This window comes from Bradyrhizobium sp. LeoA1Lang (assembly GCF_055413685.1).
In genome coordinates, this window is record NZ_JBVAPG010000140.1 from 1 (window position 1) to 21,055 (window position 21,055).

21 protein-coding genes and 1 pseudogene are annotated in these 21,055 nt (G+C 58.6%); 12 read left to right on the forward strand and 10 right to left on the reverse strand.

Features of this window, described 5'->3' with window-relative positions; genetic code table 11:
• Positions 1-12 precede the first annotated feature (12 nt).
• Both ACZYOF_RS33160 and ACZYOF_RS33165 read right to left on the reverse strand, forming a co-directional pair.
• The gene (locus tag ACZYOF_RS33160) at positions 13-600 is read right to left on the reverse strand and encodes a hypothetical protein (RefSeq protein WP_463718414.1); all 588 of its coding nucleotides are present in this window, start codon (positions 598-600) and stop codon (positions 13-15) included.
• A 476-nt stretch (positions 601-1,076) separates the two neighbouring features.
• Complete coding sequence (locus ACZYOF_RS33165) at positions 1,077-1,772, reverse strand: secretin N-terminal domain-containing protein (RefSeq protein WP_028169429.1); 696 nt, start codon at positions 1,770-1,772, stop codon at positions 1,077-1,079.
• Between the two features lie 324 nt (positions 1,773-2,096).
• On the opposite strand from ACZYOF_RS33165, the gene ACZYOF_RS33170 reads away from it, so the two are divergent.
• The 11 genes from ACZYOF_RS33170 (at position 2,097) to ACZYOF_RS33220 (ending at position 10,625) form a co-directional block, all read left to right on the forward strand.
• On the forward strand, positions 2,097-2,717 hold the full coding sequence (locus ACZYOF_RS33170; protein WP_245476524.1) for a nodulation protein NolB: 621 nt from the start codon (positions 2,097-2,099) through the stop codon (positions 2,715-2,717).
• 8 nt (positions 2,718-2,725) lie between these two features.
• Entirely contained in the window at positions 2,726-3,592 is an 867-nt protein-coding gene (gene sctJ / locus ACZYOF_RS33175; protein WP_463718415.1) for a type III secretion system inner membrane ring lipoprotein SctJ, read from the forward strand.
• A gap of 10 nt (positions 3,593-3,602) precedes the next feature.
• A complete protein-coding gene (locus ACZYOF_RS33180; protein ID WP_028168811.1) occupies positions 3,603-4,241 on the forward strand; it encodes a hypothetical protein in 639 nt (212 codons plus the stop codon).
• Positions 4,231-4,854, forward strand: a complete 624-nt coding sequence (sctL, locus tag ACZYOF_RS33185) for a type III secretion system stator protein SctL (protein WP_463718416.1) — start codon at positions 4,231-4,233, stop codon at positions 4,852-4,854. The genes ACZYOF_RS33180 and sctL overlap by 11 nt, the downstream gene beginning before the upstream one ends.
• Entirely contained in the window at positions 4,851-6,200 is a 1,350-nt protein-coding gene (gene sctN / locus ACZYOF_RS33190) for a type III secretion system ATPase SctN (protein ID WP_463331887.1), read from the forward strand. The genes sctL and sctN overlap by 4 nt, the downstream gene beginning before the upstream one ends.
• Complete coding sequence (gene sctO, locus ACZYOF_RS33195; RefSeq protein WP_463331888.1) at positions 6,176-6,706, forward strand: type III secretion system stalk subunit SctO; 531 nt, start codon at positions 6,176-6,178, stop codon at positions 6,704-6,706. The genes sctN and sctO overlap by 25 nt, the downstream gene beginning before the upstream one ends.
• Positions 6,707-6,768: 62 nt before the next feature.
• Positions 6,769-7,824, forward strand: a complete 1,056-nt coding sequence (sctQ, locus tag ACZYOF_RS33200) for a type III secretion system cytoplasmic ring protein SctQ (protein WP_463718417.1) — start codon at positions 6,769-6,771, stop codon at positions 7,822-7,824.
• Positions 7,817-8,482: a type III secretion system export apparatus subunit SctR gene (gene sctR, locus ACZYOF_RS33205; RefSeq protein ID WP_028168816.1), complete on the forward strand. Its 666-nt coding sequence runs from the start codon at positions 7,817-7,819 to the stop codon at positions 8,480-8,482. The genes sctQ and sctR overlap by 8 nt, the downstream gene beginning before the upstream one ends.
• Before the next feature lie 2 nt (positions 8,483-8,484).
• Positions 8,485-8,769 (forward strand): EscS/YscS/HrcS family type III secretion system export apparatus protein, encoded by a 285-nt coding sequence (locus tag ACZYOF_RS33210; protein ID WP_028168817.1) that lies wholly within the window; start codon positions 8,485-8,487, stop codon positions 8,767-8,769.
• Positions 8,770-9,591, forward strand: a complete 822-nt coding sequence (sctT, locus tag ACZYOF_RS33215; RefSeq protein ID WP_028168818.1) for a type III secretion system export apparatus subunit SctT — start codon at positions 8,770-8,772, stop codon at positions 9,589-9,591.
• Positions 9,588-10,625: an EscU/YscU/HrcU family type III secretion system export apparatus switch protein gene (locus ACZYOF_RS33220; protein WP_028168819.1), complete on the forward strand. Its 1,038-nt coding sequence runs from the start codon at positions 9,588-9,590 to the stop codon at positions 10,623-10,625. Before sctT ends, ACZYOF_RS33220 begins: the two co-directional genes overlap by 4 nt.
• 41 nt (positions 10,626-10,666) lie before the next feature.
• Here the strand turns inward: ACZYOF_RS33220 and ACZYOF_RS33225 are convergent, their stop codons facing one another.
• The 8 genes and pseudogenes from ACZYOF_RS33225 to ACZYOF_RS33260 all read right to left on the reverse strand — a co-directional run.
• Positions 10,667-11,332, reverse strand: coding sequence for a CpaD family pilus assembly lipoprotein (locus tag ACZYOF_RS33225; RefSeq protein WP_463718418.1), 666 nt, complete (start codon positions 11,330-11,332; stop codon positions 10,667-10,669).
• A gap of 10 nt (positions 11,333-11,342) precedes the next feature.
• Positions 11,343-12,812: a type II and III secretion system protein family protein gene (locus tag ACZYOF_RS33230; protein ID WP_028168821.1), complete on the reverse strand. Its 1,470-nt coding sequence runs from the start codon at positions 12,810-12,812 to the stop codon at positions 11,343-11,345.
• A gap of 28 nt (positions 12,813-12,840) precedes the next feature.
• Positions 12,841-13,530 (reverse strand): response regulator transcription factor, encoded by a 690-nt coding sequence (locus ACZYOF_RS33235; protein WP_028168822.1) that lies wholly within the window; start codon positions 13,528-13,530, stop codon positions 12,841-12,843.
• Positions 13,531-13,549: 19 nt separating this feature from the next.
• Positions 13,550-13,939 carry a hypothetical protein gene (locus tag ACZYOF_RS33240; protein ID WP_463718419.1) on the reverse strand — a complete coding sequence of 130 codons (390 nt, stop codon included), beginning with the start codon at positions 13,937-13,939 and terminating at the stop codon, positions 13,550-13,552.
• A 2,272-nt stretch (positions 13,940-16,211) separates the two neighbouring features.
• Positions 16,212-16,658, reverse strand: a complete 447-nt coding sequence (locus ACZYOF_RS33245) for a winged helix-turn-helix transcriptional regulator (protein ID WP_433994573.1) — start codon at positions 16,656-16,658, stop codon at positions 16,212-16,214.
• A 163-nt stretch (positions 16,659-16,821) separates the two neighbouring features.
• Positions 16,822-16,992, reverse strand: coding sequence for a hypothetical protein (locus tag ACZYOF_RS33250; RefSeq protein ID WP_155255612.1), 171 nt, complete (start codon positions 16,990-16,992; stop codon positions 16,822-16,824).
• A gap of 339 nt (positions 16,993-17,331) precedes the next feature.
• A complete protein-coding gene (locus ACZYOF_RS33255) occupies positions 17,332-17,913 on the reverse strand; it encodes a c-type cytochrome (RefSeq protein ID WP_463718420.1) in 582 nt (193 codons plus the stop codon).
• Between the two features lie 1,649 nt (positions 17,914-19,562).
• Positions 19,563-20,217 (reverse strand): annotated as a pseudogene (locus tag ACZYOF_RS33260) (extracellular catalytic domain type 1 short-chain-length polyhydroxyalkanoate depolymerase); the annotation flags it as partial.
• Positions 20,218-20,229: 12 nt separating this feature from the next.
• On the opposite strand from ACZYOF_RS33260, the gene ACZYOF_RS33265 reads away from it, so the two are divergent.
• Entirely contained in the window at positions 20,230-20,847 is a 618-nt protein-coding gene (locus ACZYOF_RS33265; protein WP_028168825.1) for a hypothetical protein, read from the forward strand.
• Positions 20,848-21,055 lie beyond the last annotated feature (208 nt).

The following is a 21,055-nucleotide window of genomic DNA, read 5'->3' on the forward strand; positions in this document are numbered from 1 at the left end:
GAAGGGCGAAAATCAGTTGCCAAGGGTCATTGCCGGCGTCAAATTTACCGACGGCGTCGCAGAATCGACGACGCCAGCTAACCGCGCCGCCTGATCAGCCCCATCACCCAATTTCGGCCATAGCTCGCTGGCACGGCGTCCGTTGTTCATGACGAAATCTCCGAGTTCGCGTGGCGCGGCCCCCGCGGACGAGGACGGCCCGGCCTGCGATGGCCCGGCCTGCAGCCCGGGATCGAGCTCCTGCCAAACTGGGTCCTTATCGAAATCGGGGGCTTCCGCCAGCGACTGAGCAAGCGGCTTCTGCGAGATGGGTCGCTGAGGGCCTTCCAGGGCGAAGGATGATGGCCCGGCTTGCGACGGCCCGGCTTGCAGGCCGGATTCGAGCTCCTGCCAAATCAGATCCTGATCGAAATATGCGGCTTTCGCCAGCGGTTCAGCAATCGCCTGCTGCGAGCTGGGCTGCTGAAAGCTTTCGCCAGTGGCCGGTAATGGCTCAGGGGAAACCGCGGCCGGCGTATGCAGATCATCCTGCCAATTCAAATGTGACGAATAGGGATGCCCGGCCTCCAAATATGGCGAATAGGCTTCGCCCTGCGGCACTGGCGACCGAGTAACGTATGGCGGAGCACTATCTTGCAATTCGCTCAGCTGGTGCTCAAAGCCCGTTAGATCGGCGGGCGGGGGTGGTAAGTCAGGCGGGGGTCCGTGTTCAGTGGGTCGATTGAGTTGAAATCCATCCTGTTCCTCCTTTGAAACATGGAGCGGCCCCGAGCCCTTGTTCGACAAAGGCCACTTGCATCGCGGCCTACGGAGAACTGTTTAGAAGACTCGCGTTGAGCCGCAGCCTGCGAGCTACCGGCAACAATGACGCCAACCCGGTTTCAGGTCATTGCGAGCATCGGGTGCCTCGACGTGCATGTCCAATACGGTGGATGGACGGCATCGCCGTCCAGACATCCGCGCTCTCATGCTAGGAGGGTGAGCTTTCGAGAAGCTGACGAGCGTCAGAAGGATTCACAATGAGCCAATGCAGACGGGCATTGACTTTCGCCAAAAGCCGCCGCGCATTCTCCATTTCATCTCTGGCCTGGCGCAGGCTCGCGCACCATGCTGTCCTGATGCGGCGCGTCGGAAGAATAGGGGGCTTCCGGTCGTCCATCGCGAATGACCATGGTCGAGGAGCCACGAAATAACTTCAGAATCGATTCCCGCGGCTGCTTATCGGCGGCGTGTGGCCGCGCCTGCGCCTCCGCCACAAGGCCACTCAGCGTTTGGTCCACGAGCGCAATAAAGCGTGGTGGACCAGAAACCAGGACGATGCCATTTCCTGGTGCCGCTCGTACAGCATAGCGCTCGTCGGAGATGTTGAGTGTATCGAGCGCCGCTTTGAATGCGTCGAAGCTGATCGGCTTCAACACAAGCAGACGACTTTGCGCCTCGCTTGCAGCAGATACGTAAAGCACGAGCCCATCATAGTACCATTGAAGATTGTAGAGGTTCGTCAAACGATCGAGGAACTCTCGCGCTGGCAGATCCGGCATTCGCCCGCGGATCCGGCCCTTCACCTCGGCGCTGACGTTGACTCTGATATTTAGGTTGTTACCGAATTCCTGCAGTGCGGCAGAGAGCTCCTGATCCAGAACCGTATAGTTATAAGGTGTCGATGGGAGCGAGAGGGAAGCATCGAACGCCGGAAGTATTCCGCTGGAAACGAAAGCTCCGACACAAAGAGCTCTCTTTAAAATGTCCAGCATCGTGGTTCGCACAAGCATTCCCTAGTTCCTTCGACCTCAGAACAAGAGCTGAGATTCGGCCAATTTGGAAACAAACGTGATCTTTAGATGACGCAAACCTTGGCGTGTTCGTCGGCTTGTCGTCAGTTCGCCCTTCTAGGGTATTGACCCGTTAGGTGGCAACACGCCTAGTCTCAACACCGCCGCTTGGTGATGGTGGTGCGCGCAGCAGCTGGATGATGTCAGCCGATGGAGCGTGCGCGAGACGGGTGGAAGTGCTTCGGTCAAAGCCGTTCATAAATGCGTATGCGTCAATAAGACTTCGCTCAAACTGGAAGCCGAACGTGATCTTTAAATGGCCTTATGGCTCGCGTGTTCGTCAGCTTGCGGTCAGCTCGCCTCTTTACGGTGCTGACTCATCAATTCTTAACAACGGCGTGCCTCATCGGCGCCAAACCAATGACACCTTCGATCATGCTAGCCGCTACGCCGATCTCCCTGAACCCTGCCGAAGGCCTCTCCGGGCTCTGCCAGCCGGCAGCAATCGGCGCGCAGAGCCAGTTTCAGCAGGCTCTAATGCACGTCGCTTCGACGTCAGGCGCTGTCTCCTCGGTCACAGATAAGGCAGCGTCCGTTCCTGCGATGTCGGAGGTTCAGCGTGCAACAGTGCAGGCGAGTCCGCCTGGCGAGCGCGTGCTCCAGGCGCTCTCTTCGATGTACCGGAGCAGTCCCGTTCCTTCTGCAGCGAGCGGCGGCGTGGCCGCCATTTCGAAGGTCGTGCAACCTGGGCCGGCCGCTCAGCCGCTTTCGCCGCCGCAGCCCGTGGGGGCGAGCCCTGCGGGCAAACCGGAAGGGGTGCTCGACTTTGACGCGATGGTTGCGAGTCTGCGAGACGTTTACAAAGGTGTCGTCGAGGTTTCGCTCGTCTCCAAGAGTACCAGTGCCGTCAGCTCATCTATGAACAAATTGCTATCGGCGGGCTGAGTTCGTTGATGACTGGTTCCATCTGCGGACAAGGCGGCCATGTCTGCCCATTCGCTCAATGGTTGCGTGCTTTTACCGTGCTGCCGCTCCTGCTCCTTCTGCTCGGCTGTAAGGCTGAGCTCTACACCAAAGTGCAGGAGCGTGAGGCCAATGAGATGCTTGCGCTCCTGCTAAGTAAGGGAGTCGATGCAGTCCGTGTCACTGCCAAGGACGGGACCAGCACGATCCAGGTCGAGGAGAAGCAGCTAGCGTTTTCGATCGAGCTGCTAAATTTAGAAGGGCTGCCGCGCCAGCCTTTCAAGAACCTCGGCGAGGTGTTCAAAGGATCGGGCCTGGTTGCCTCGCCGACCGAGGAGCGCGCTCGCTTCGTTTACGCCCTGAGCGAAGAATTGTCGCGCACGATCAGCGATATCGACGGCGTCATATCCGCGCGTGTCCACGTTGTTTTGCCGAAAAATGATCTGTTGCGCCAGGACACGATGCCGTCCTCAGCGTCGGTGTTCATTCGACATAACTCCAATGCAAAGCTCTCGGCTCTGCTGCCGCAGATCAAGATGCTGGTCGCCAACAGTATCGAGGGCCTATCCTATGACAAGGTGGCGGTGGTCTTTGTGCCGGTTGAACGGGCTCCGCTTGAACAGCCGTCGCCCTTGCCAGCTGCTTCCGCTCAGTCGAGCAAATCCATTTCAGCCCCGCTACTTGCGGCCGGTGTCGGGGTGGCCGGCGCTGCGCTCGGCCTTCTCTGCTACATATTCCTTGGTTCTCGTATGCGTCAGGGTGCCCAGCCAGCGCGCGCGCTAGCCAGACTGGGCACCCCTTCGAGCACGCCGGCTATCCAAGCTCCCGGTAAAAAGATCGCCTCCGACAGGGCATAGGGGTGTGCAAATGCCTATACCGCTGCGATCCGCCGAATCTCATACTTGGTCCGAATCGTCCTGTGAAGGACTGCGCGAGCTCGCTGCCTCGACCCATCTGAGCCAATTTGCTGCCCGTCTTGACGCGCGGCTGTCGGCTTCGACTTTGCTCCGGCTACAGAAGAGCGCGAGGCTGCAGGTAAGACTGGCCGAAATGCTGCTTGGTAATGGAATGGACGCGAGCAGCAGCAACTGGGGAAGAGATCTTCTGCTCGGCCATGATCCGAATAGGGCTGCTTTGCTTGCCGGCAGTATCTGGCATGCTCGCTCGCTCCTAAAGCTCGTCTCAAAGCAGGATCTCGCAATTCTGCTTGGACGTATCGGGGCAGAAGCGCACGCTTTCGGTATCCGGCACTTGGCCAGCGCGGTCGCAACCACCGCTACTGCTGATCCGGAACAACTTTCGCAACAGATTGAACACGATGGCCATGCCTGCCTAGGTGCTTGGCTCGACGAAGCCTCTTCGCTTGACCGCACGCGCATTTTGCTACGCTCGCCCATAGGCACTGCTGCCGAGAATCCAGCGGCCGAACACCGCAATGCCGCGGGCCCGTTGCTTTCCTTGGTGATAACCCATTTGTCGAGGGAGACGCCACGGCATGACGGCTGATGACCCAGCGCTGCCGGTGGCCCCCCAGATACGTCCGCTCGGGCCATTTATACGGGCTGCCGAGCTCGGGATCTGGTGCGATGCCGTCGAAGCGCGCGCGGCCGCCGAGCGGCATCTTCAACGCGTTCGCGGCTGGGGACGGACAGCTTATCAGCGGGAACGGGCGCGCGGCCGAGCGGATGGCTTCAAGAGCGGCGCCGAAGAAATGTCTCGGCTGATCGCGCAGGCTGCTTCCACGCTTGCGCAGCGAAAAGCTATTCTGGAGCAGGAATTGCCCCAGCTTGTCATGGAGATCGTAAGCGATCTGCTGGGCGCGTTTGATCCAGGCGAGATGTTGGTGAGGACCGTTCGTCATGCGATCGAGCAAAAATATGGTAGCACGGAAGTGTGCCTTCATGTCTCTCCTTTGAAAGCTGATGCGCTGGCGCGCGAGTTCGCTGCCTGGGATGGACAGGAGGGCCGGCCGAAAGTGCGGATTGACCCGGATCCGGCTCTAACGACGGACCAGTGCGTGTTGTGGAGCGAATTTGGCAATGTCGATCTTGGACTTGCTGCGCAGCTCCGGGCTCTGCGCCTTGGTTTGGGTTTGCCTTCAAAGGAAGACGAGCCATGACAACATCGGCGACCGATGCGGTCGCAGAGAGGAATCTGCACGCCGCGCTATCGTCTTTGAAATCTACAGCAAAGCAGATCGACACGCGTGCTGTACGAGGGCGGATCACACGGGCGGTCGGCACCTTGCTTCATGCCGTCTTGCCAGAGGCGCGCATAGGGGAGCTTTGCCTGTTGCGGGATCCCCGCACCGGGTGGTCGCTCGAGGCCGAGGTGATCGGCCTATTGCAAGATGGGGTATTGCTCACTCCTATCGGTGACATGGCGGGCTTATCCAGCCGAGCAGAAGTGGTCCCGACCGGGCGAATGCATGAAGTTCCGGTCGGCCCCGACTTACTTGGCCGGGTGATCGACAGCTTCGGCCGTCCGATCGACGGAAAGGGTCCAATCAAGGCCGCTCAAACTCGTCCGCTGCGCGGTAAGGCTCCAAACCCAATGACAAGGCGCGCTATCGAGCGGCCATTCCCACTCGGCGTCCGTGTCTTGGATGGGCTTCTGACATGTGGCGAGGGGCAGCGGATCGGCATCTACGGAGACCCAGGGTGCGGTAAGTCGACGCTTCTGTCGCAGATTGTAAAAGGCGCGGCTGCCGATGCCACCGTAGTCGCGTTGATCGGCGAGCGCGGTCGTGAAGTGCGCGAATTCATCGAGCAGCACCTCGGTGAGGCGGCGCTTCGCCGCACCGTCGTTGTGGTTGAGACCTCCGACCGCTCGGCAATGGAACGAGCGCAATGCGCTCACATGGCGACAGCACTCGCCGAATATTTTCGTGATGAAGGACTTCGTGTCGTCCTGATGATGGATTCATTGACGCGCTTTAGCCGCGCCATGCGCGAAATCGGCCTTGCGGCAGGAGAGCCGCCGACGCGGCGCGGCTTTCCGCCGTCGGTTTTTGCGATGCTTCCTGGCCTCTTAGAGCGTGCCGGCATGGGCGAGCGCGGCTCAATCACGGCCTTCTATACCGTGCTTGTCGAAGGCGACGGCTCGGGTGATCCAATCGCCGAAGAGTCGCGAGGCATTCTTGATGGCCACGTTGTTCTCTCACGCGTTTTGGCAGCGCGCGAGCATTTTCCCGCCATTGACGTGTTGTCGAGCCGCAGCCGCGTGATGAATGCAGTCGTCTCTGTGTCGCATCGCAAGGCAGCTTCCTTCTTCCGTGATCTGCTCTCGCGCTACGCCGAGGCCGAGTTCTTGGTGAAGGTTGGCGAATATAAGCAAGGCAGTGATCCTCTGACAGATCGGGCAATTAATTCGATCGAGGAGTTGCGGAAATTTCTGCGTCAGAGCGGAGACGAGGCATCAAGCTTTGAGGAGACGTTCACATGGATGTCACGTCTGACCGCGTGAATCGTGTCTATGCCTCGAAATTGCGGCTCGTGAAGGATATGAGACAGCGGAGCGCCCTTCGTGAGGTGTCCAACATGGAAGCCAAGCTTCGCACCGCCCTCCAAGCGGTGGAACAAGCTGTCCAGGATCTGACGACGGCCGAGAAAAACCGAGCGGCGCTCGAAGGAGAGCTTTACCGAGAGCTGGCATCGTTTGATTCGCTGTCTGTCGAGGAGCTCGATCGTCGCTGTCACATCGTCACTGAACGGCTCAAAGCTGAGGTCGCACGAGCACGCGGAAGGCTTGAGGAAGTGCGCGACGCTCAAGAGCAGGCCAAGACGTCGGTCCTCGACGCACGGACCATTTTGACCAAGTGCTCGGCGGCGAGTTACAAATGGCAGCAAATTGAGGGCGACGTTCAGCGCGCGAGTGATTCCCATTCGGAAGCGGAAGCCGAGATAGAGGCCGACGACGAGGTCTTGCTTCGGTATCGCAGTAGTACGCGTACCCACACGGCTAGCGACTGAATCTGATGGCTTCTTCTCTTATGCTAGCGAAAGCGCCTCGTCTTGTAGACGGGCCTGCGAGCATGGCTCCGGGCGACGAATCGGAGTTTGAACCGGGGCTAGCCCTGTCGCATGCCGTCGTCTCCTGGCTCAACGAGATCGCCGCTTCCCGCAAGCCTCTGCAAACCCGTCTCGGCGATAAGTCGCTATCGGTGCAGATGGCACGGCTTGTCTGGGACGCCGAGCCGTGTGCCGTATCGATGCTCAACTGCTCTTGGGTTCTCGGACATGAAACGATCATCTTATCGTTGCCCCGTCCGCTCATAGAGGGGCTGATCGCGACAGTGCAGAGCGAGCTTGGCCTACCTTCGGAGCCAACTCGTTCGCTCCTCGTCGAACTTGCACTCGATCCGTTGCTCGATCAGCTAGAGAGTCTGACACAACAAAGCTTGCGGCTGATCTGCGTGAGCGAAGCAACGGCTCAGGGTCCTTATCTGGAGCTCGAAATCACCTACGGCCCATTCAAAGGCAAAGCGCGCCTGTTCCTGTTCTCACCTCTCGATGGTTCAGTTCCAGCCGCGTTTCGCGCGTTAGGCGGACTGCTCAGTCAGCTGCCGCGAGAGGCACGCCAGCTTCCTCCAGAATTGCCTGTCATCGTTAAGGGAGAGATCGGCTCGCTCCGTGCTACGGTCGCGCTGCTAGGCAAAGCAAATGCAGGAGACGCTCTATTGCCGGACGTATTACCCTTCGCCCGTGGCCAAGCCATCCTCAAGGCGGGAACCTTATGGGCCCCGGCACATATTGCAGACGATCGCTTGATCGCGCGAGGGGCATTCCGCCTCCAACCATATCCCCTTGAGTGTACACATATGATGACCAAATCCGAAAAGAGCCGCCCACCCTCTGAAAACGATCTCGACAACATCGAGATCACGCTGGTTTTCGAATGCGGCCGGTGGACTGTCGCACTCGGGGCCTTGAGAAATATCAGCGAAGGACATGTGTTCGAACTTGGCCGGCCGTTCGACGGACCGGTCGATATCCTTGCCAACGGCCACCGCATCGGCCGCGGCGACATCGTACGCATCGGCGAGGAGCTCGGCATCCGGCTGCGCGGCAAGTTGGCGGTCAATGACTGACATTCAACCGGGAATTCTTGGACTCCTTGCGCTCACAGCTGGCCTTGGCCTGCTCGCGTTCGTTGTCGTAACAAGCACAGCGTTTATAAAGGTATCCGTCGTGCTCTTCCTCGTTCGCAACGCGCTCGGGACTCAATCTATCCCACCGAACCTCGTTCTATATGGCGCGGCACTGATCCTGACGGTTTTCATTGGCGCGCCGGTGATTGAACAGACCTATAATCGCATTTCTGCGCCACAACTCCGCTACCAAACGGTCGATGATTGGGTGAGCGCCGCAAAGGAGGGGCAGGAGCCGCTGCGCGATTATCTCAAGAAGTTCACCGCTGACGAGCAGCGCCGGTTCTTCCTGGCTTCAACCGAACAGGTCTGGCCCGAGGACATGCGCGGCAACGTGAGCGCCGATGATTTGGTCATTCTGGTGCCATCTTTTCTAATTTCAGAACTCAAGCGTGGCTTCGAAATTGGTTTTCTTCTCTATCTGCCCTTTATCACCATAGATCTGATCGTGACGACCATCTTGATGGCCATGGGTATGTCGATGGTTTCGCCGACGGTGATATCCGTGCCTTTCAAGCTGTTTCTATTCGTCTCAATCGACGGCTGGTCACGGCTCATGCACGGGCTGGTGCTCAGTTACACAACACCGGGAGGCTGAACATGGATGAGGCGAGCATTCTCACTCATATGAGCCGTTCACTTGTGCTCTTCATGATCTGGGTTCTACCACCGCTCATCGCTGCGGTCGTTGTCGGCCTGGTTGTCGGCATCATCCAAGCGGCAACGCAGCTTCAGGATCAAACCTTGCCACTGACTGTGAAGCTTCTTGTCGTTGTCGCGGTGATCGCGTTGTTCTCTCCGGTGCTCAGCGCCGCGTTGATCAAGGAAGCAGAGCAGGCATTTACCGACTTTCCCGCACTCACGGCAAGCATTAGCCGACGGTAGATGAACCTCCCTTCACCCGCCGAGACGCAAGCTCTGATCCAGGAGGCGATCGAGCTCGTCCTTGCAGGTGGCCTCGCAGCAGCCCGGGCCCTTGGCATTATGCTGGTCCTTCCTGTATTTACGCGGCCGCGCATTAGCGGGCTGGTCCGTGGCTGCGTGACCTTTGCGATGGGACTGCCATGCCTGTTGCAGATCAGGCACGGCTTGCAGTCGCTGGATCAGGGCTCCCGGCTGATCAGTGTCACGCTCCTCGGTTTGAAAGAGGTGTTCGTCGGCCTGCTCATCGGCCTTTTGCTCAGTATTCCGCTATGGAGCATCCAAGCAGTGGGTGAGCTCATCGACACCCAACGGGGAATTACGAACCCTGTTGCTTCTGATGATCCCGCGACGCGCGGCCAAGCTTCGGCGACAGCGGTGTTACTCGGTACCACCGCGATTGCGATTTTCGTTCTGGCCGGGGGATTGGAGAATGTGATTACGGGCCTTTATGGCAGTTATCTGATCTGGCCCGTATATCGGCTGATGCCTAGTTTGACCGCGCAAGGCGCGATGGAATGTCTGCGGCTTCTCGATCACATCATGCATACGACGCTACTGGTCTCTGGCCCGGTGTTGGCATTCCTGCTGCTGCTTGATGTATCGGTGATGATACTTGGGCGGTTTGCACCGCAAATCAAACTGAACGATGTCTCTCCCACCATGAAGAACCTGGCCTATGGGATCATCATGGTAAGTTACGCCACCTTCCTCGTCGAATATATGGGATCGGAGATCAGTCAGTCCAACACCGTGCTCAAGTTGTTCGAGAAGCTCCTGAAATGAGTGGCTCGAGCGAAGAGAAGAAGCTCCCTCCCACTCCCAAGAAGCTAAAAGATGCGCGCAAGAAAGGGCAGAGCCCGCGCAGCGCCGATTTGGTCAGCGCAGTCAGCGTTTGCGCCGGTTTCGGCTGCCTCTGGTTAAGAGCGGCCCCCATCGAGATCAAGTGGCATGAAACGATGCGGCTCATCGACAAACTGCAGGCTCAGCCGTTCACTAGCGCGGTCCAGCAGGCGCTGGGCGGCTTGATCGACCTATTTTTTTCGGCCGTTGCTCCATTCCTCGGGGCCGGTGTTGCCGCTGGTATTCTAGCGGGAGTCTTGGCCAATGGTGGATTAAACGTCTCTTTCGAGTCCTTAAAGCCGAAATTCGAGAAATTGGATCCCATCAAGGGGCTCAAGCGGATTGCGTCTAAGCGGTCGCTCATTGAACTCTCGAAGTCGCTTCTTAAGGTGGGCATTCTTGGCGCCAGCTTTCTGCTCACGGTTGTCGCTAGTTGGAAGGCGCTGGTGTACTTGCCGGTCTGCGGTATGGGGTGTCTCAGTTTCGTGTTCACTGAGATCAAATTGCTGACGGAAATTGCTGCTGGTGCTTTTCTGATCGGCGGATTGGCAGATCTCCTTATCCAGCGCTGGTTGTTCTTGCAGGACATGCGCATGACGGAGACCGAGGCCAAGCGCGAATCGAAGGAACAGCAGGGCAATCCGCAGGTCAAAGGCGAACACCGTCGCCTTCGTCAGGAGACAGCGAACGAGCCTCCACTTGGCGTCCATCGTGCCACATTGATACTGACAGGGCAGGCGATCTTGATTGGCCTCCGCTACGTTCGTAGCGAGACCGGCGTGCCGATCGTGGTTTGCCGTGGTGAGGGCGAACTTGCCTCACGATTGCTTGCCGAGGCGCAGTCGCTGCACCTCAGCATTGTCCAGGACCCGGCCCTGGCGCGTCAGCTCATCCGGAGTGCGAAGCTGGGCAACGCTGTTCCTTCGAAGTGCTTCGAAGGGGTTGCGAAAGCACTCTATTCCGCCGGGCTTGTCTAGATATCGCGTATGGCAGAAATCATTGCGCCATCCGACGTGCACTATCGAGGCGACTGTACATCCCTCGTCGCCGGTGACGCGGCTTCTGGCGACGCCCTGTTGCCAATTCCAGCTTCCATGTCGCTCTTGTTGCGCTGTCCCATGGACCCATATGTAGCAACAGGAACGGCGGCACGATCGCCTGTTGTTGCCATGACAGCTCTATTGTCCAGCAGGTCGCCCGGATCGTTGACCATGACTCCCAGATTGTTGCGGATTGAGCAGCCAAGGGTTTGGTCGAACGAATTGTCGTTGACTGAAGGAGCAATGATGGCAAGCGACGGACAGACGGGAGGACGTGCTTCATAGACAGTAGCCTGGATTCGCACCGCGAAGCCAAGAGGCCGGTCGAGGCGAGGGCCGAACAGGCGGATGTTGTAAGGGGCAAGGCCCATTGCGCGGGCCTCGCTGGCTACCTGCGCGGCGAGCCGGGGCGAGCCGATGATATCGAGATGGATCGCATCAAACCGACCGCGACTGTTGTTGGCAATGAACTCTCTCAGTCGATACCGCTCGAGCCCACGGAGGCTCTGCAGCACCAAGACGCTGTTCTGCTGCCGCACCATGGTTCCTTGTTCAGACGGAAAGGTGTTGATCGTAGCAGTGCTTGTGCAGCCGCCTAGGCTCGTCATCAGAACGAACAGATGCGGCAGGGCTCGTACAGTCATTTGACGATCCTCATTCGATAATAAAACCGGCGCCGCCTGTCGCGCCTGGTACACTGGTGCGCGGAGCGTCGCGGCCCCGCGGCGGACTTGCCAACGTGTTCGTTAAGATGCGCCCCATATCTGAGGGTGGTCCGATGCGATCGGTCGGGGCGCTCATCCGGTTCGCGTTGGATGCGGGCCGCACGATGTAAGGCGTGACAATAATAACGAGCTCCGTCTCCTGTTTTTGAAAGGACGAAGAGCGAAACAGCGCACCGAGAATGGGCACGTCGCCCAACCAGGGAAAAGTACTGATATCCGTGCTGAAGTTACGCCTGATTAGCCCGCCTATTGCAAAGCTTTGTCCGCTCCCAAGCTCGATAACGGTCTCCGCCCGTCTTGTAGAGAGGGCCGGCACGGCCATACCGTTCAATTTGACCTCACCTTCCTTCGAAATCTCGCTGACCTCAGGCTTCACGCGGACATTGATTTGATTGTTGTTAAGAACGGTCGGGACGAACTCGAGGCTCACTCCAAAATGACGAAATTGGATCGAAACCTGTCGGTTGTCCTGCATGACCGGAATTGGGAATTCGCCGCCGGCCAGGAAGCTCGCGGACTCACCGGACATTGCGGTGAGATTCGGTTCAGCGAGTACGGAAGCGAGGTGCTCGCTGGCTAGCGCGTCGAGAACAGCGCCGACGTTGATATTACCAGCGCTGAGGCCGATCCCTACCTTGCCGCCGCCGCCGCTCGCCGTGCCGGAAGCAGCACCTTTGCCGCTGCTAAAGCCGAAAACGAAAGTGCCATTCTGGCCCAAAGCGGAGAGGTTGATGCCGAGCTCCTTCATAGCGCTGCGCGAGACTTCCGCCACGCGCACGCTCAGATTGACCTGTAACGACCCGGCGACCTGAATCTTATTGACGACCAGCGCACCCGCACCGAGAAACTGCTCCGTAACCCTCACGGCAGTGGCGACGACATCGGCATTGGGAGCCATACCGCTAAGGATCGCGCCACGCGGGGTATAGCTGACTTGGATCGGATAGTCACCGACCTGGGCCTTGAGCATGGCACGCAGATCCTCGATCGGCTGTGTTACGACGACACGAAACTCGGCGAGAGCCTCCCCGTTGTCGTTCAAAGCGAACAGGCTGGTCCGTCCGGACTTCTTGCCAAAGACGAAGATGGTCGTGTTCGACGGCGCCTGATAATCCGCGATCGTCGGGTCGGCAACAAAGATGCTCGCGGCCGGCCCAGGCAGATGAATTGTCTTGCCGAGCGAGGAGGAAAGGTCCAGCGTTCCATTAATGCTGCTAGGAGCCGCATGCGGCGGCCCCTCTCTAGCATCCCGCGTCGTCTGAGCTGCGGCAGTTAGTGGTGATAGGAAAGCGACCGCGCACAGGAGGTGGGAAAGAGAAGGATAAACGACAGACCACAGGGCACTGGCGACGATCGAGCGTCGATCGCTGCCACCCTCATTATTAAGAGCGATCTTCAAGGGAGTCTTTGCTTTCAACTTCGATCGACTAGGCGGCCGATGCCACGCTATTCAATTCAAGGATATAACCGATGCCGCGTGCGGTCGTGATCCGTAGGGTCGCACCCGACTGACTCAAATGACGGCGTAAGCGATAGATCGCGACTTCAAGCGCATTGGTCGAGACCTCGTTGTCAAACGCATAGAGGCTATCCTCTAGCGACAGCCGCGGCACGGTACGGCCAGCGCGGCTGAGGAGATGCTCAAGAATGCACAATTCGCGGCGCGCAATCCTGAGCGGCCGACCACCAACTGAAGCTTGCCGGGCGATCGGATCGAACTTCAGATTGCCAAATGTGACCACGGGGGCTGTCATTTGCGTTGACCGCCTCAGAATGGCTCGCATCCGGGCGATGAGTTCATCAGTAGATACAGGCTTGGGTAGGAAATCGTCTGCACCACCATTGAAAATGGCGATCCGTCGACCGAGGTCATTGAGGCTGCTCATCACTATTGCAGGCATCAAATGTCCGTCGCGTCTCAACCGCTTCAGCCAGTCCAAGCCGTTTCCATCTGGTAGAGCCAACTCGAGCAGGAGAATGTCGTAGTTGGCGTAGCCCAGAGCGGTCGCCGCATCATCCAGAGTGGGTGCCAGATCAACGGCGAAACCGCAATCCGAGAGCGCGCTTTGGACAGCGCGCGCTAGGTCCTCATCATGATCAACCACTAGCGTTCGCATTTCATTGCCCCTTCTCAAGTCATGCCAAAATATCGAGCAGATCACCGTCGATGATGAAGCCGAGCGAGACTGAGTTGTCCCGAGTCAACGTAAACGTCCGGAGACGGGATCGATGAAGAAGAGCAATGTTGCCAACGGCCGGCCTCATCTGCGGATTAGAAATTTCGGCCCTCTGCTGTGGATCGCATGCGCGCTTGGCAACTCTTAGCGTGGTGTGGATGCCGGGAGGTTGGCTGGAATGAGTCAAAGCATCGAGGGCTGTGGCAGCACCCTGCCGCAACTGCGCGCCAATCGCGGCAATGCTTCCGGTCATTGGTCGGGCGATGGCCTCGCCAGCAGGCGCAGCTGAACGCAAAGCACCAGAGCGAATGGCTGGATTTGCATCCGAACTGATACGAGACATCAACATTTTGAGCTCCCGTGTTGGCCAGAGCCTGCGGTGAGGCTTGCTATGCCGTCGACCCTTCGAGGTCGCTTAGTCATGACAAAATGGAACTTCGAACGCGTGCAGGCGCCTCGCGTCCCGCAGTCGGCCGCTCTTTCAGAAGCCACTAACGCGGGACGAACTAACCAATGCGCCCCCGAGCTAGGAAAACACGCCTCGGTCGGGCGGTGGCGTATTTGGGGAGGGCCAGAATTCTCGACCTTCAGCCAGATCCGACGCGGCGCCCAGGCGGCAGCCGATCGGGCACACCAAATAGTGGCGAGTCCGTTCCCGTAGAGGCGTTGTCAGACATGTGGTCTGGGTGGTTCCGCCGCCTGCATTCCACCTCTGGCGATGAATGCCGGCGGATGTCGAGGTTGTACAGAGCTTCGTTGCCCGCCCGGCAACAGGGACGCGAAGACAGCGGGTCCTGCTCTCTAGCTCCTGCTGTTGTAGCCTCAACTGAGCCGGCGCTGGTGGCGTGTCAGGCGCATAGGCTACGTTGCCAACACGGGTGCGGGTGGACTGATCGAGGAGCGTGAGGGAGTCGAGCGGCGTGAACCTAGGGTTTGGAGACATTCGCAATTCTTGCTACCTGTCATAAAGTGTTGTCGCGACGCATTGTCGCGACTCGTGTCGGAAACCTTACAATCTGACGCTACGTGCGATTCAAGTCCCTTATCGAGTTCGTTGATGAATATCTTTAAAGCTCGCAGGCCGGCTGAGGCGGCCAGCACAGGAACTTGGAGAAAAGCAACGCGATGCCTCAGAACAGCAAGGCATTTTCGGGGAGCCAGAGGGCTCTCAACGGTGCCGAGAGTCGCCTTTAGTTGTCGTCTGGACGGAACCCCGACGCTGTCATGATGCGCGATAGCTTCAGTACGGCTCACTCCAGGGTCGCAATTGCGAGATGAATATGAATAACTTTTGCGATCATCATGTTGCGTCCTACGACCTCAGCAACAACATCGCGCGCGCCAATTCATTTCAATTCGCTCCAAACTTGGGCATAAGTCAAAAAGCAAGCTTCGGGCTGCATCAATTGCTGATGCTTAAAAGGCCGAGCCCATTTGTTCGACGTCTTTGCAGTCGCATACGCTGACCGCCATCGGCGCACCGACGCAATGAAGAACCCGTGCGCATCGCACTGATGCGCAGTGCGTTCGGCCAGCCTCTGCAGGATCTCCAATGCCCGACCGAGCCTCGCCGCTGGCAGGCTATCGGTCTGCTGGTGGAGGGCTGAGAATTCGAGCGGCTCGACGTTACAGGTCTGAGACATTTCGCAACCTATCTGTCAGGTAGTGTCGCGACCTGCGTCGGAATCCCTACAATTGGCTGCGTACATTCAAGTCCTTCCGGGCTCGTTGCGATCCTAAGGCTCGCAGGCCTCTTGATGAACCCGATGGTAGAAGACTTGGAGAGAAGGGACTACGAGGTCTCGAAGCAGCAAGTGTTGCGCGAGCCCAGAGGCATTCACTTCCGATCAGATTCACAGTTCATCCTCTGTTAGGACGACGGAGCCCCCGGTTGCTCAATCCGCGCTCGGGTGGGGAGGGCACGAGCTGGAAACCGACGCCATTGTCGATCGTAGCAAGCGCCCCGAGGCGGGCGACAGCCTTCGATAGATCCCCGCAATCTACTCACCCGTATCGGCGGGCAGTGCGCAACTCGCTCGCTGCTCTTGTCACCCCAACCCTCTCTTCCACACAAGCGGGAAACACGTGCGAGACTGGTCAATTTCATGTTCCGAAACTCCAATTTTCCTGGCGATTTCGATCGCATAAAATGTCAGTAATCATACTACGATCGATGCGGCGCTTTGTATGCTTTTGTTCGCAACGGTAATGAGGATCTCTCGCGAATGTGATCGCCCGCTACCCGAGATTCTAGCGATCGTCGGAAAGCTTCGACTGCAACCAATGGGCCGATTCAGGTATCGCCACATCAGTTTCGGTGACCCGGCCAGCGCCAAGCAAAATCGTCCTAAACCTCGATCGCCGATCAAATGCTACTTGGGATATCAGAACGAAACTGCGGCTTCTCGCTTACTCCTCTAGTAGCTCAAGATGACCGAGATTGTTTGGTCTGCAGCGAGTTCGGAATGGGCCTGTCACCCGCTCAGCAATACCAACGTAGTCATGTGAAGTTCTGTCGTTCCACCTAAAGACTCTTTTATCTCATTCCACGCCCGGCCGGATCAACCAGCGAGCCAAGCTTGTTATCTGCTGTCCAGTGGTATTGCCTCTGTTTCTTCAGTTTAGCGCGGCGACCCTTGCTGCGACTCCGGGAGGACTCTGCGCGGACTGAATGAAGATAGCTTTGCCCGCTCATTGGAAGTAGGTCGTCGTCGGTTACGAGAAAGAACTCTTCTCCACACTCGCCAAGAGCGACCAGAACCCGGTCGCAAACCTTGGCCTTTCTCGGTCAACACGTATGCGTTGTATGGGCTGCCATCGGAAGTGGGGACGACTTTAAAGACCCCGTATCGTACGAGGTCTCGGAGCCTCGCGGAGAGTATGTTCTTGGCCAATCCGAGGCTCTTCTGGAATTCGCCGAACCTGTTCAGTCCCTCGAATGCGTCGCGTACTATGAGGAGCGACCACCCATCACCGACCACATCTAGCATTCTCGCGACAGCGCAGCCGGCCTTTCTGTGGCTGGTTCGCCTTACCATCCGATCCGACCCTTGCTTGCGCCTCACCATGTGAGCTCACGGATAGCGGCGCGATTCATGATCGAGCAAATTCCAGTGCGACAGGCCGGAGGAAGACAGCGTCCGTTCGACCAAATCTTGTATCCGATTGTCCATGCCGACCCGACACGGCGGCAGATTGGCCAGTCGAGGCCTCCACTGGCCACGCGGCCACCTATTGCAGCAACACGATGACAACGCGCTGGTTCTGGTGGACGATGTAGGACAAGCTCTTGCCGATATCGATGCCGATTGCGGTGGGCGAAGCCTCGAGCTTCCGTGATATGGCGTGCTCCTTGTCTTCGGTGCCCCCTGCCAGGATTCGCTGCTGGCAGGGCGGGAGCACGGCCGGACCATTCCATTAGCGAGGCGTTCGCATGGACGTCCGCGTAGCGTCGGAATGACCAGGCGCTCTTTGATATCGCAGCCGGGATCGATCATTCTGTCAATGGTAAGGCCGTTAAGGACTACACCTGCAGAGCGAGCGGGCGCCCAACGTTCAGTGGCGATTCAGCACGGCACGCCAAGGTGCGCCGGAAGGCCTGACAGTTTGGATATTGGGTCACGGCCTTGCGATTGCGGACCCATCTGTCAGGCCAGCAGGCGGCATGCGCTCGAAGCCCGCCGAATGTGGGCGCTTTCGCAGTGAAATGCGCGCATTTTTTTAAGCGAGGCATTCATTTAGTTAACAATCGCTTTCGGAGTCAGGCATGTGCGTCAGATACTCGTAGATGGCACCCAGTTCGTCATCGTCCATCTTGCCGAACGTACGCCAATTCATCTTTTCGTCGAATTCGTGTCCGCTCGGGTCTTTGCCCGTGCGGAGAGTGGCGATGAACTCTTCCCGGCTCCAATCCGCGACCAGGCTCAATCCTGGCCCGACCGGCGCCCATTGATCTTGGACACCGCCGGTCAACTGCTGACCGTGGCATTCCCGGCAGTCATAATAGGACAGGATGTATTCGCCGTACTGGATGGTCGGTGCTTTGGGCGGCGCCGTGACGACGCCGATCTTGACTGGTTTGCCGGACGGAAACTGGCCGATTCCCACCATGACAAGGCCGAGAAGATTGAGCTCCTCGGCTGGCTGCGGCGTGGCCGCACCAGCCGCCGGGAGCCGGCGGATATAGGCGATTAGCGCGCGGATGTCCTCATCACTCAGATTGCCGGCATTGGTACGCGATGTCATGATCATGAGACGACGGCCTTCGGCGTCGATGCCATTGCGAATGGCCCGGAAAATCTGCCCATCCGACCACTTTTTCAAGGGCCCCGCCGGTGTGAGATTGGACGATATAAACGCGCCCAGAGATAGACCGGCAGATGCTTGCCGTATCTTTGCCTCCCGTGAAAGTCCCGGTCGGTGAATGACAGCCTCCGCAGAAACTGTCGGCAATGGCCCGGCCGCGCTGAATCTGTGCGTCGCTTCCCCCGACCCGCAGCTCCGGCACCGGCGCACGGCGCGAATAATACTGTTTGTAGTGTCCTACAGAGGTGGCGACGCAGGTCAGGAACAGGACGCCGGCGATGACCCCGGTCAACCCCGCCCCAAGCCATCGCGATATTTCCTTCACCTGCCGAAGGCGGAGGCTGAGGCAAGCGAAGAGGACACTGCCAGCGAGCAGCACCGCAAGCAAAACGAGATTATGCATGTCGTTTTTCGGGCCGTGATTTGCTCAGAGACGAACCTGTCCCGCGGACGAGGATTACTGAAGCGCTGCCGCCATTCTGAGCTGGGCGGCCTAAACAGGTTGTTGAACTCGGCTGCTCTGGTTCGTGGATGGAGGCGCTACTCGTTTTCGATTCCATAGTGACGACCGCTCATTTGAGCGCGCGAGGCGCTGCGATTGCGATCGTCGAAAGCTAGTGCGGCATGGGACCGTACGACAGAATGCATTCAGCCGAATATTGTGTCCGATTGTCCGTGCCGTAGAACGAACAGATGGACATTCTCGGCGACCTACTCGATCCCATCGCTCCGCAGCTGGATCAATCGCTTGGCCCTGCGAAAAAGTTGGGGGTAGATGTAAGGCCGGCTCAACAATCCTCAGGCGAACCAGGACCAACCGACGCAGTGACAGGCCGCCTCAGGGTCAAGACGCGACCTCGCGAGGAGGCCGCTTTTGGCGCGCAAAACGGACGCCTGAGCTGATGGCCAGGTCGGGCGAAAGGTCAAAAGTAGTCCCCCATGTCATCCTCAGAGGCTCCGTAGCGGGCCGATGGCGTGACGGTAATTAGCATCGAAAGCCACCTATGGGGTGGGAAATGCACCTGATTTCTTTGCCCATTTCAACAAGTCCTTGAAATCACAGCAGATGCGACCGCCCTCCGAGCGCACCAACGACATAAGTCATTAATGCGAAAAGCCATTCGCGAAGACTTATTCCCACGTTGTTACCCAAGGGCGAGTGCTATTGCTTGTCCGCACAAATTCCCCTGTTTGATCTCGCGCGTCCTGATCAAGGGTATTTTCTTGTGGTCGCACCACCGTTTGGACCAACGCCCCGCAAGAGAGAACCATTCATTGCTCACGAGAGGACAGTAGCGTAGCCCAGAGTGAAAATCGGCGGGTTTGCCCATTATGCGGTTCGCGAGCTCCATCAGAGGACTAGAAGAGTAGCGGTGCTGTCGGCACCTCGCCCGACCAAATGTTTGTTGGCCGGGTACTCAGATGTTAGCTGAGACGTGCGCTTCCGGATGAGATTTGCCGCCCCGCGGTTGGACGGAGCAGGCTGTAATCGCAAATTTCAAACGATGGAGGCGGTCCTTCGCGGCGTGTGACCGCTCAAAATGCGAGCTGACGGGCAGGGCAGTTCGTGGGCGCAAACCGGACATTCGGCCGAACCCGCACGTCGTAAAAGGGCCGACCCGATGGCGTCCGCTTCCCATCGGCAGGGACGGAAAGCGGACCCCGCTCTAGTTTCGCCTCTCGGGGAGCGAATGCTCGAGGAAGAAACGCAGCATTTCCCTCGTTGCATCCGGTCCGTCCGGATCGGTGTAGGAGCCGGCGGGGCTGCCTCCCGACCATGCGTGTCCGGCTCCGTGGATTTTCCAGTGCTCCAGGCGTCCGCCGGCATCGGTATGGACGGTGCGGGTGTAGTCATGTCCTCCCGGTACCCGTCCTCGATGCACCCTCTCTTTCGTGCTCGTGCCGCCGATGGACTGCCGGACGATTCGATCGCCATTGTTCGAACGCACCGTGGTGTCGCGATCGCCGTGGAAGACAATCGTCGGGATGGGCGGGCCGTCGCCCGGCATTGCCTCGGGCCCGCCGCCTTGCCGCACGGCGAGCAGCGCGGAGGGAAGGTCCGTGGCGGCCCAGCAGGCCAGTCCGGAATGTATGCCGATCGCCGCGTACAGATCGCCGTAGGTGGATCCCATAACGGCGGGCCGCGGCCCCGGCCGACAGTCCGCCGACGTAGACGCGCCGTGGATCGACCGCATGATCGCGCATGACCTGGCGAGTGATGCCAGCGATGAGCGAGCGTTCGCCTCCGCCCCGCTGCTGGTCGGCGGGACGAAACCAATTCCAGCATTTCGCCTGGTTCGCTTCGGCCCGCTGCGCAGGATATCCACCACAGCGATGACGCATATTCTTTGCGGAAGTTTCGCAACAGCAACTGCGCTAACCAATGAGCTTGTCGCCTTGGCAGATGAGAAGGGGGCTTCGTTCTGGAAGGCATATGGAATGATGCACCAAGGTTGCGTATTGGCCATGACCGGCAAAGCCCCGAAGGCGGACCAAATGTTTACTTCCGGGTTCAATGCGCTGCGGGCAACGGGAACTACACTGTATATGCCGTGGCACTTATCATTGTTGGCGGTGGCCTATGCCAAACTTGGACGAAGCAATGACGCTTGGCGCTGCCTTGGCGAAGCAACAACGACAATGGAAACAGGCGGAGAACGTTGGTTCGAAGCAGAAATCCACCGGACCGCTGGAGAAATCGAGCTGATGGAGCCGGAGCTGGACGCGGCGAAAGCAGAAGCGTATTTCGAGCGTGCGCGCGCGGTCGCCCGCAAGCAACGAGCAAAGTCCTGGGAACTGCGTGCGGCTATGAGCATGGCGCGGCTCAGGCGTGGTCAAGGGAAGCGGAACGAGGCCCGAGAACTCCTCGCTCCAATCTACGGTTGGTTCACCGAGGGCTTTGACACGTTGGACTTGAAGCAGGCCAAGGCCTTACTCTACGAGCTAGCATAAGACTTGTGGCGCAAGCGCCTCGGGCGCGCCGACAAGGTGATCGAATAACCCCCATTTGCTGCGGTGCATGAGTCCGGTATTGGCCCAGGCCGTGTGAAAATGGTGCAACTTGGAGCGCACTGGCGCATTTCGTGGCCGCCGAGCTTCTAATTCGGTGGAATCGACCTCCTGTCATCTCAGTGGCAGCCTGGAGCTTCAGGTAGGCGCT

Excerpts from the sequence above, each read along its gene's own strand:
- sctL (WP_463718416.1), top strand. The coding sequence starts at position 4,231 with ATGACGGCTGATGACCCAGCGCTGCCGGTGGCCCCCCAGATACGTCCG.
- ACZYOF_RS33210 (WP_028168817.1), top strand. The coding sequence starts at position 8,485 with ATGGATGAGGCGAGCATTCTCACTCATATGAGCCGTTCACTTGTGCTC.
- sctN (WP_463331887.1), top strand. The coding sequence starts at position 4,851 with ATGACAACATCGGCGACCGATGCGGTCGCAGAGAGGAATCTGCACGCC.
- ACZYOF_RS33220 (WP_028168819.1), top strand. The coding sequence starts at position 9,588 with ATGAGTGGCTCGAGCGAAGAGAAGAAGCTCCCTCCCACTCCCAAGAAG.
- ACZYOF_RS33165 (WP_028169429.1), bottom strand. The coding sequence starts at position 1,772 with ATGCTTGTGCGAACCACGATGCTGGACATTTTAAAGAGAGCTCTTTGT.
- ACZYOF_RS33235 (WP_028168822.1), bottom strand. The coding sequence starts at position 13,530 with ATGCGAACGCTAGTGGTTGATCATGATGAGGACCTAGCGCGCGCTGTC.
- sctJ (WP_463718415.1), top strand. The coding sequence starts at position 2,726 with ATGACTGGTTCCATCTGCGGACAAGGCGGCCATGTCTGCCCATTCGCT.
- ACZYOF_RS33180 (WP_028168811.1), top strand. The coding sequence starts at position 3,603 with ATGCCTATACCGCTGCGATCCGCCGAATCTCATACTTGGTCCGAATCG.
- ACZYOF_RS33265 (WP_028168825.1), top strand. The coding sequence starts at position 20,230 with ATGACGCATATTCTTTGCGGAAGTTTCGCAACAGCAACTGCGCTAACC.
- ACZYOF_RS33225 (WP_463718418.1), bottom strand. The coding sequence starts at position 11,332 with ATGACTGTACGAGCCCTGCCGCATCTGTTCGTTCTGATGACGAGCCTA.
- ACZYOF_RS33170 (WP_245476524.1), top strand. The coding sequence starts at position 2,097 with ATGGCTCGCGTGTTCGTCAGCTTGCGGTCAGCTCGCCTCTTTACGGTG.
- sctO (WP_463331888.1), top strand. The coding sequence starts at position 6,176 with ATGGATGTCACGTCTGACCGCGTGAATCGTGTCTATGCCTCGAAATTG.
- ACZYOF_RS33245 (WP_433994573.1), bottom strand. The coding sequence starts at position 16,658 with ATGGTGAGGCGCAAGCAAGGGTCGGATCGGATGGTAAGGCGAACCAGC.
- sctR (WP_028168816.1), top strand. The coding sequence starts at position 7,817 with ATGACTGACATTCAACCGGGAATTCTTGGACTCCTTGCGCTCACAGCT.
- ACZYOF_RS33240 (WP_463718419.1), bottom strand. The coding sequence starts at position 13,939 with ATGTTGATGTCTCGTATCAGTTCGGATGCAAATCCAGCCATTCGCTCT.
- sctQ (WP_463718417.1), top strand. The coding sequence starts at position 6,769 with ATGGCTCCGGGCGACGAATCGGAGTTTGAACCGGGGCTAGCCCTGTCG.
- sctT (WP_028168818.1), top strand. The coding sequence starts at position 8,770 with ATGAACCTCCCTTCACCCGCCGAGACGCAAGCTCTGATCCAGGAGGCG.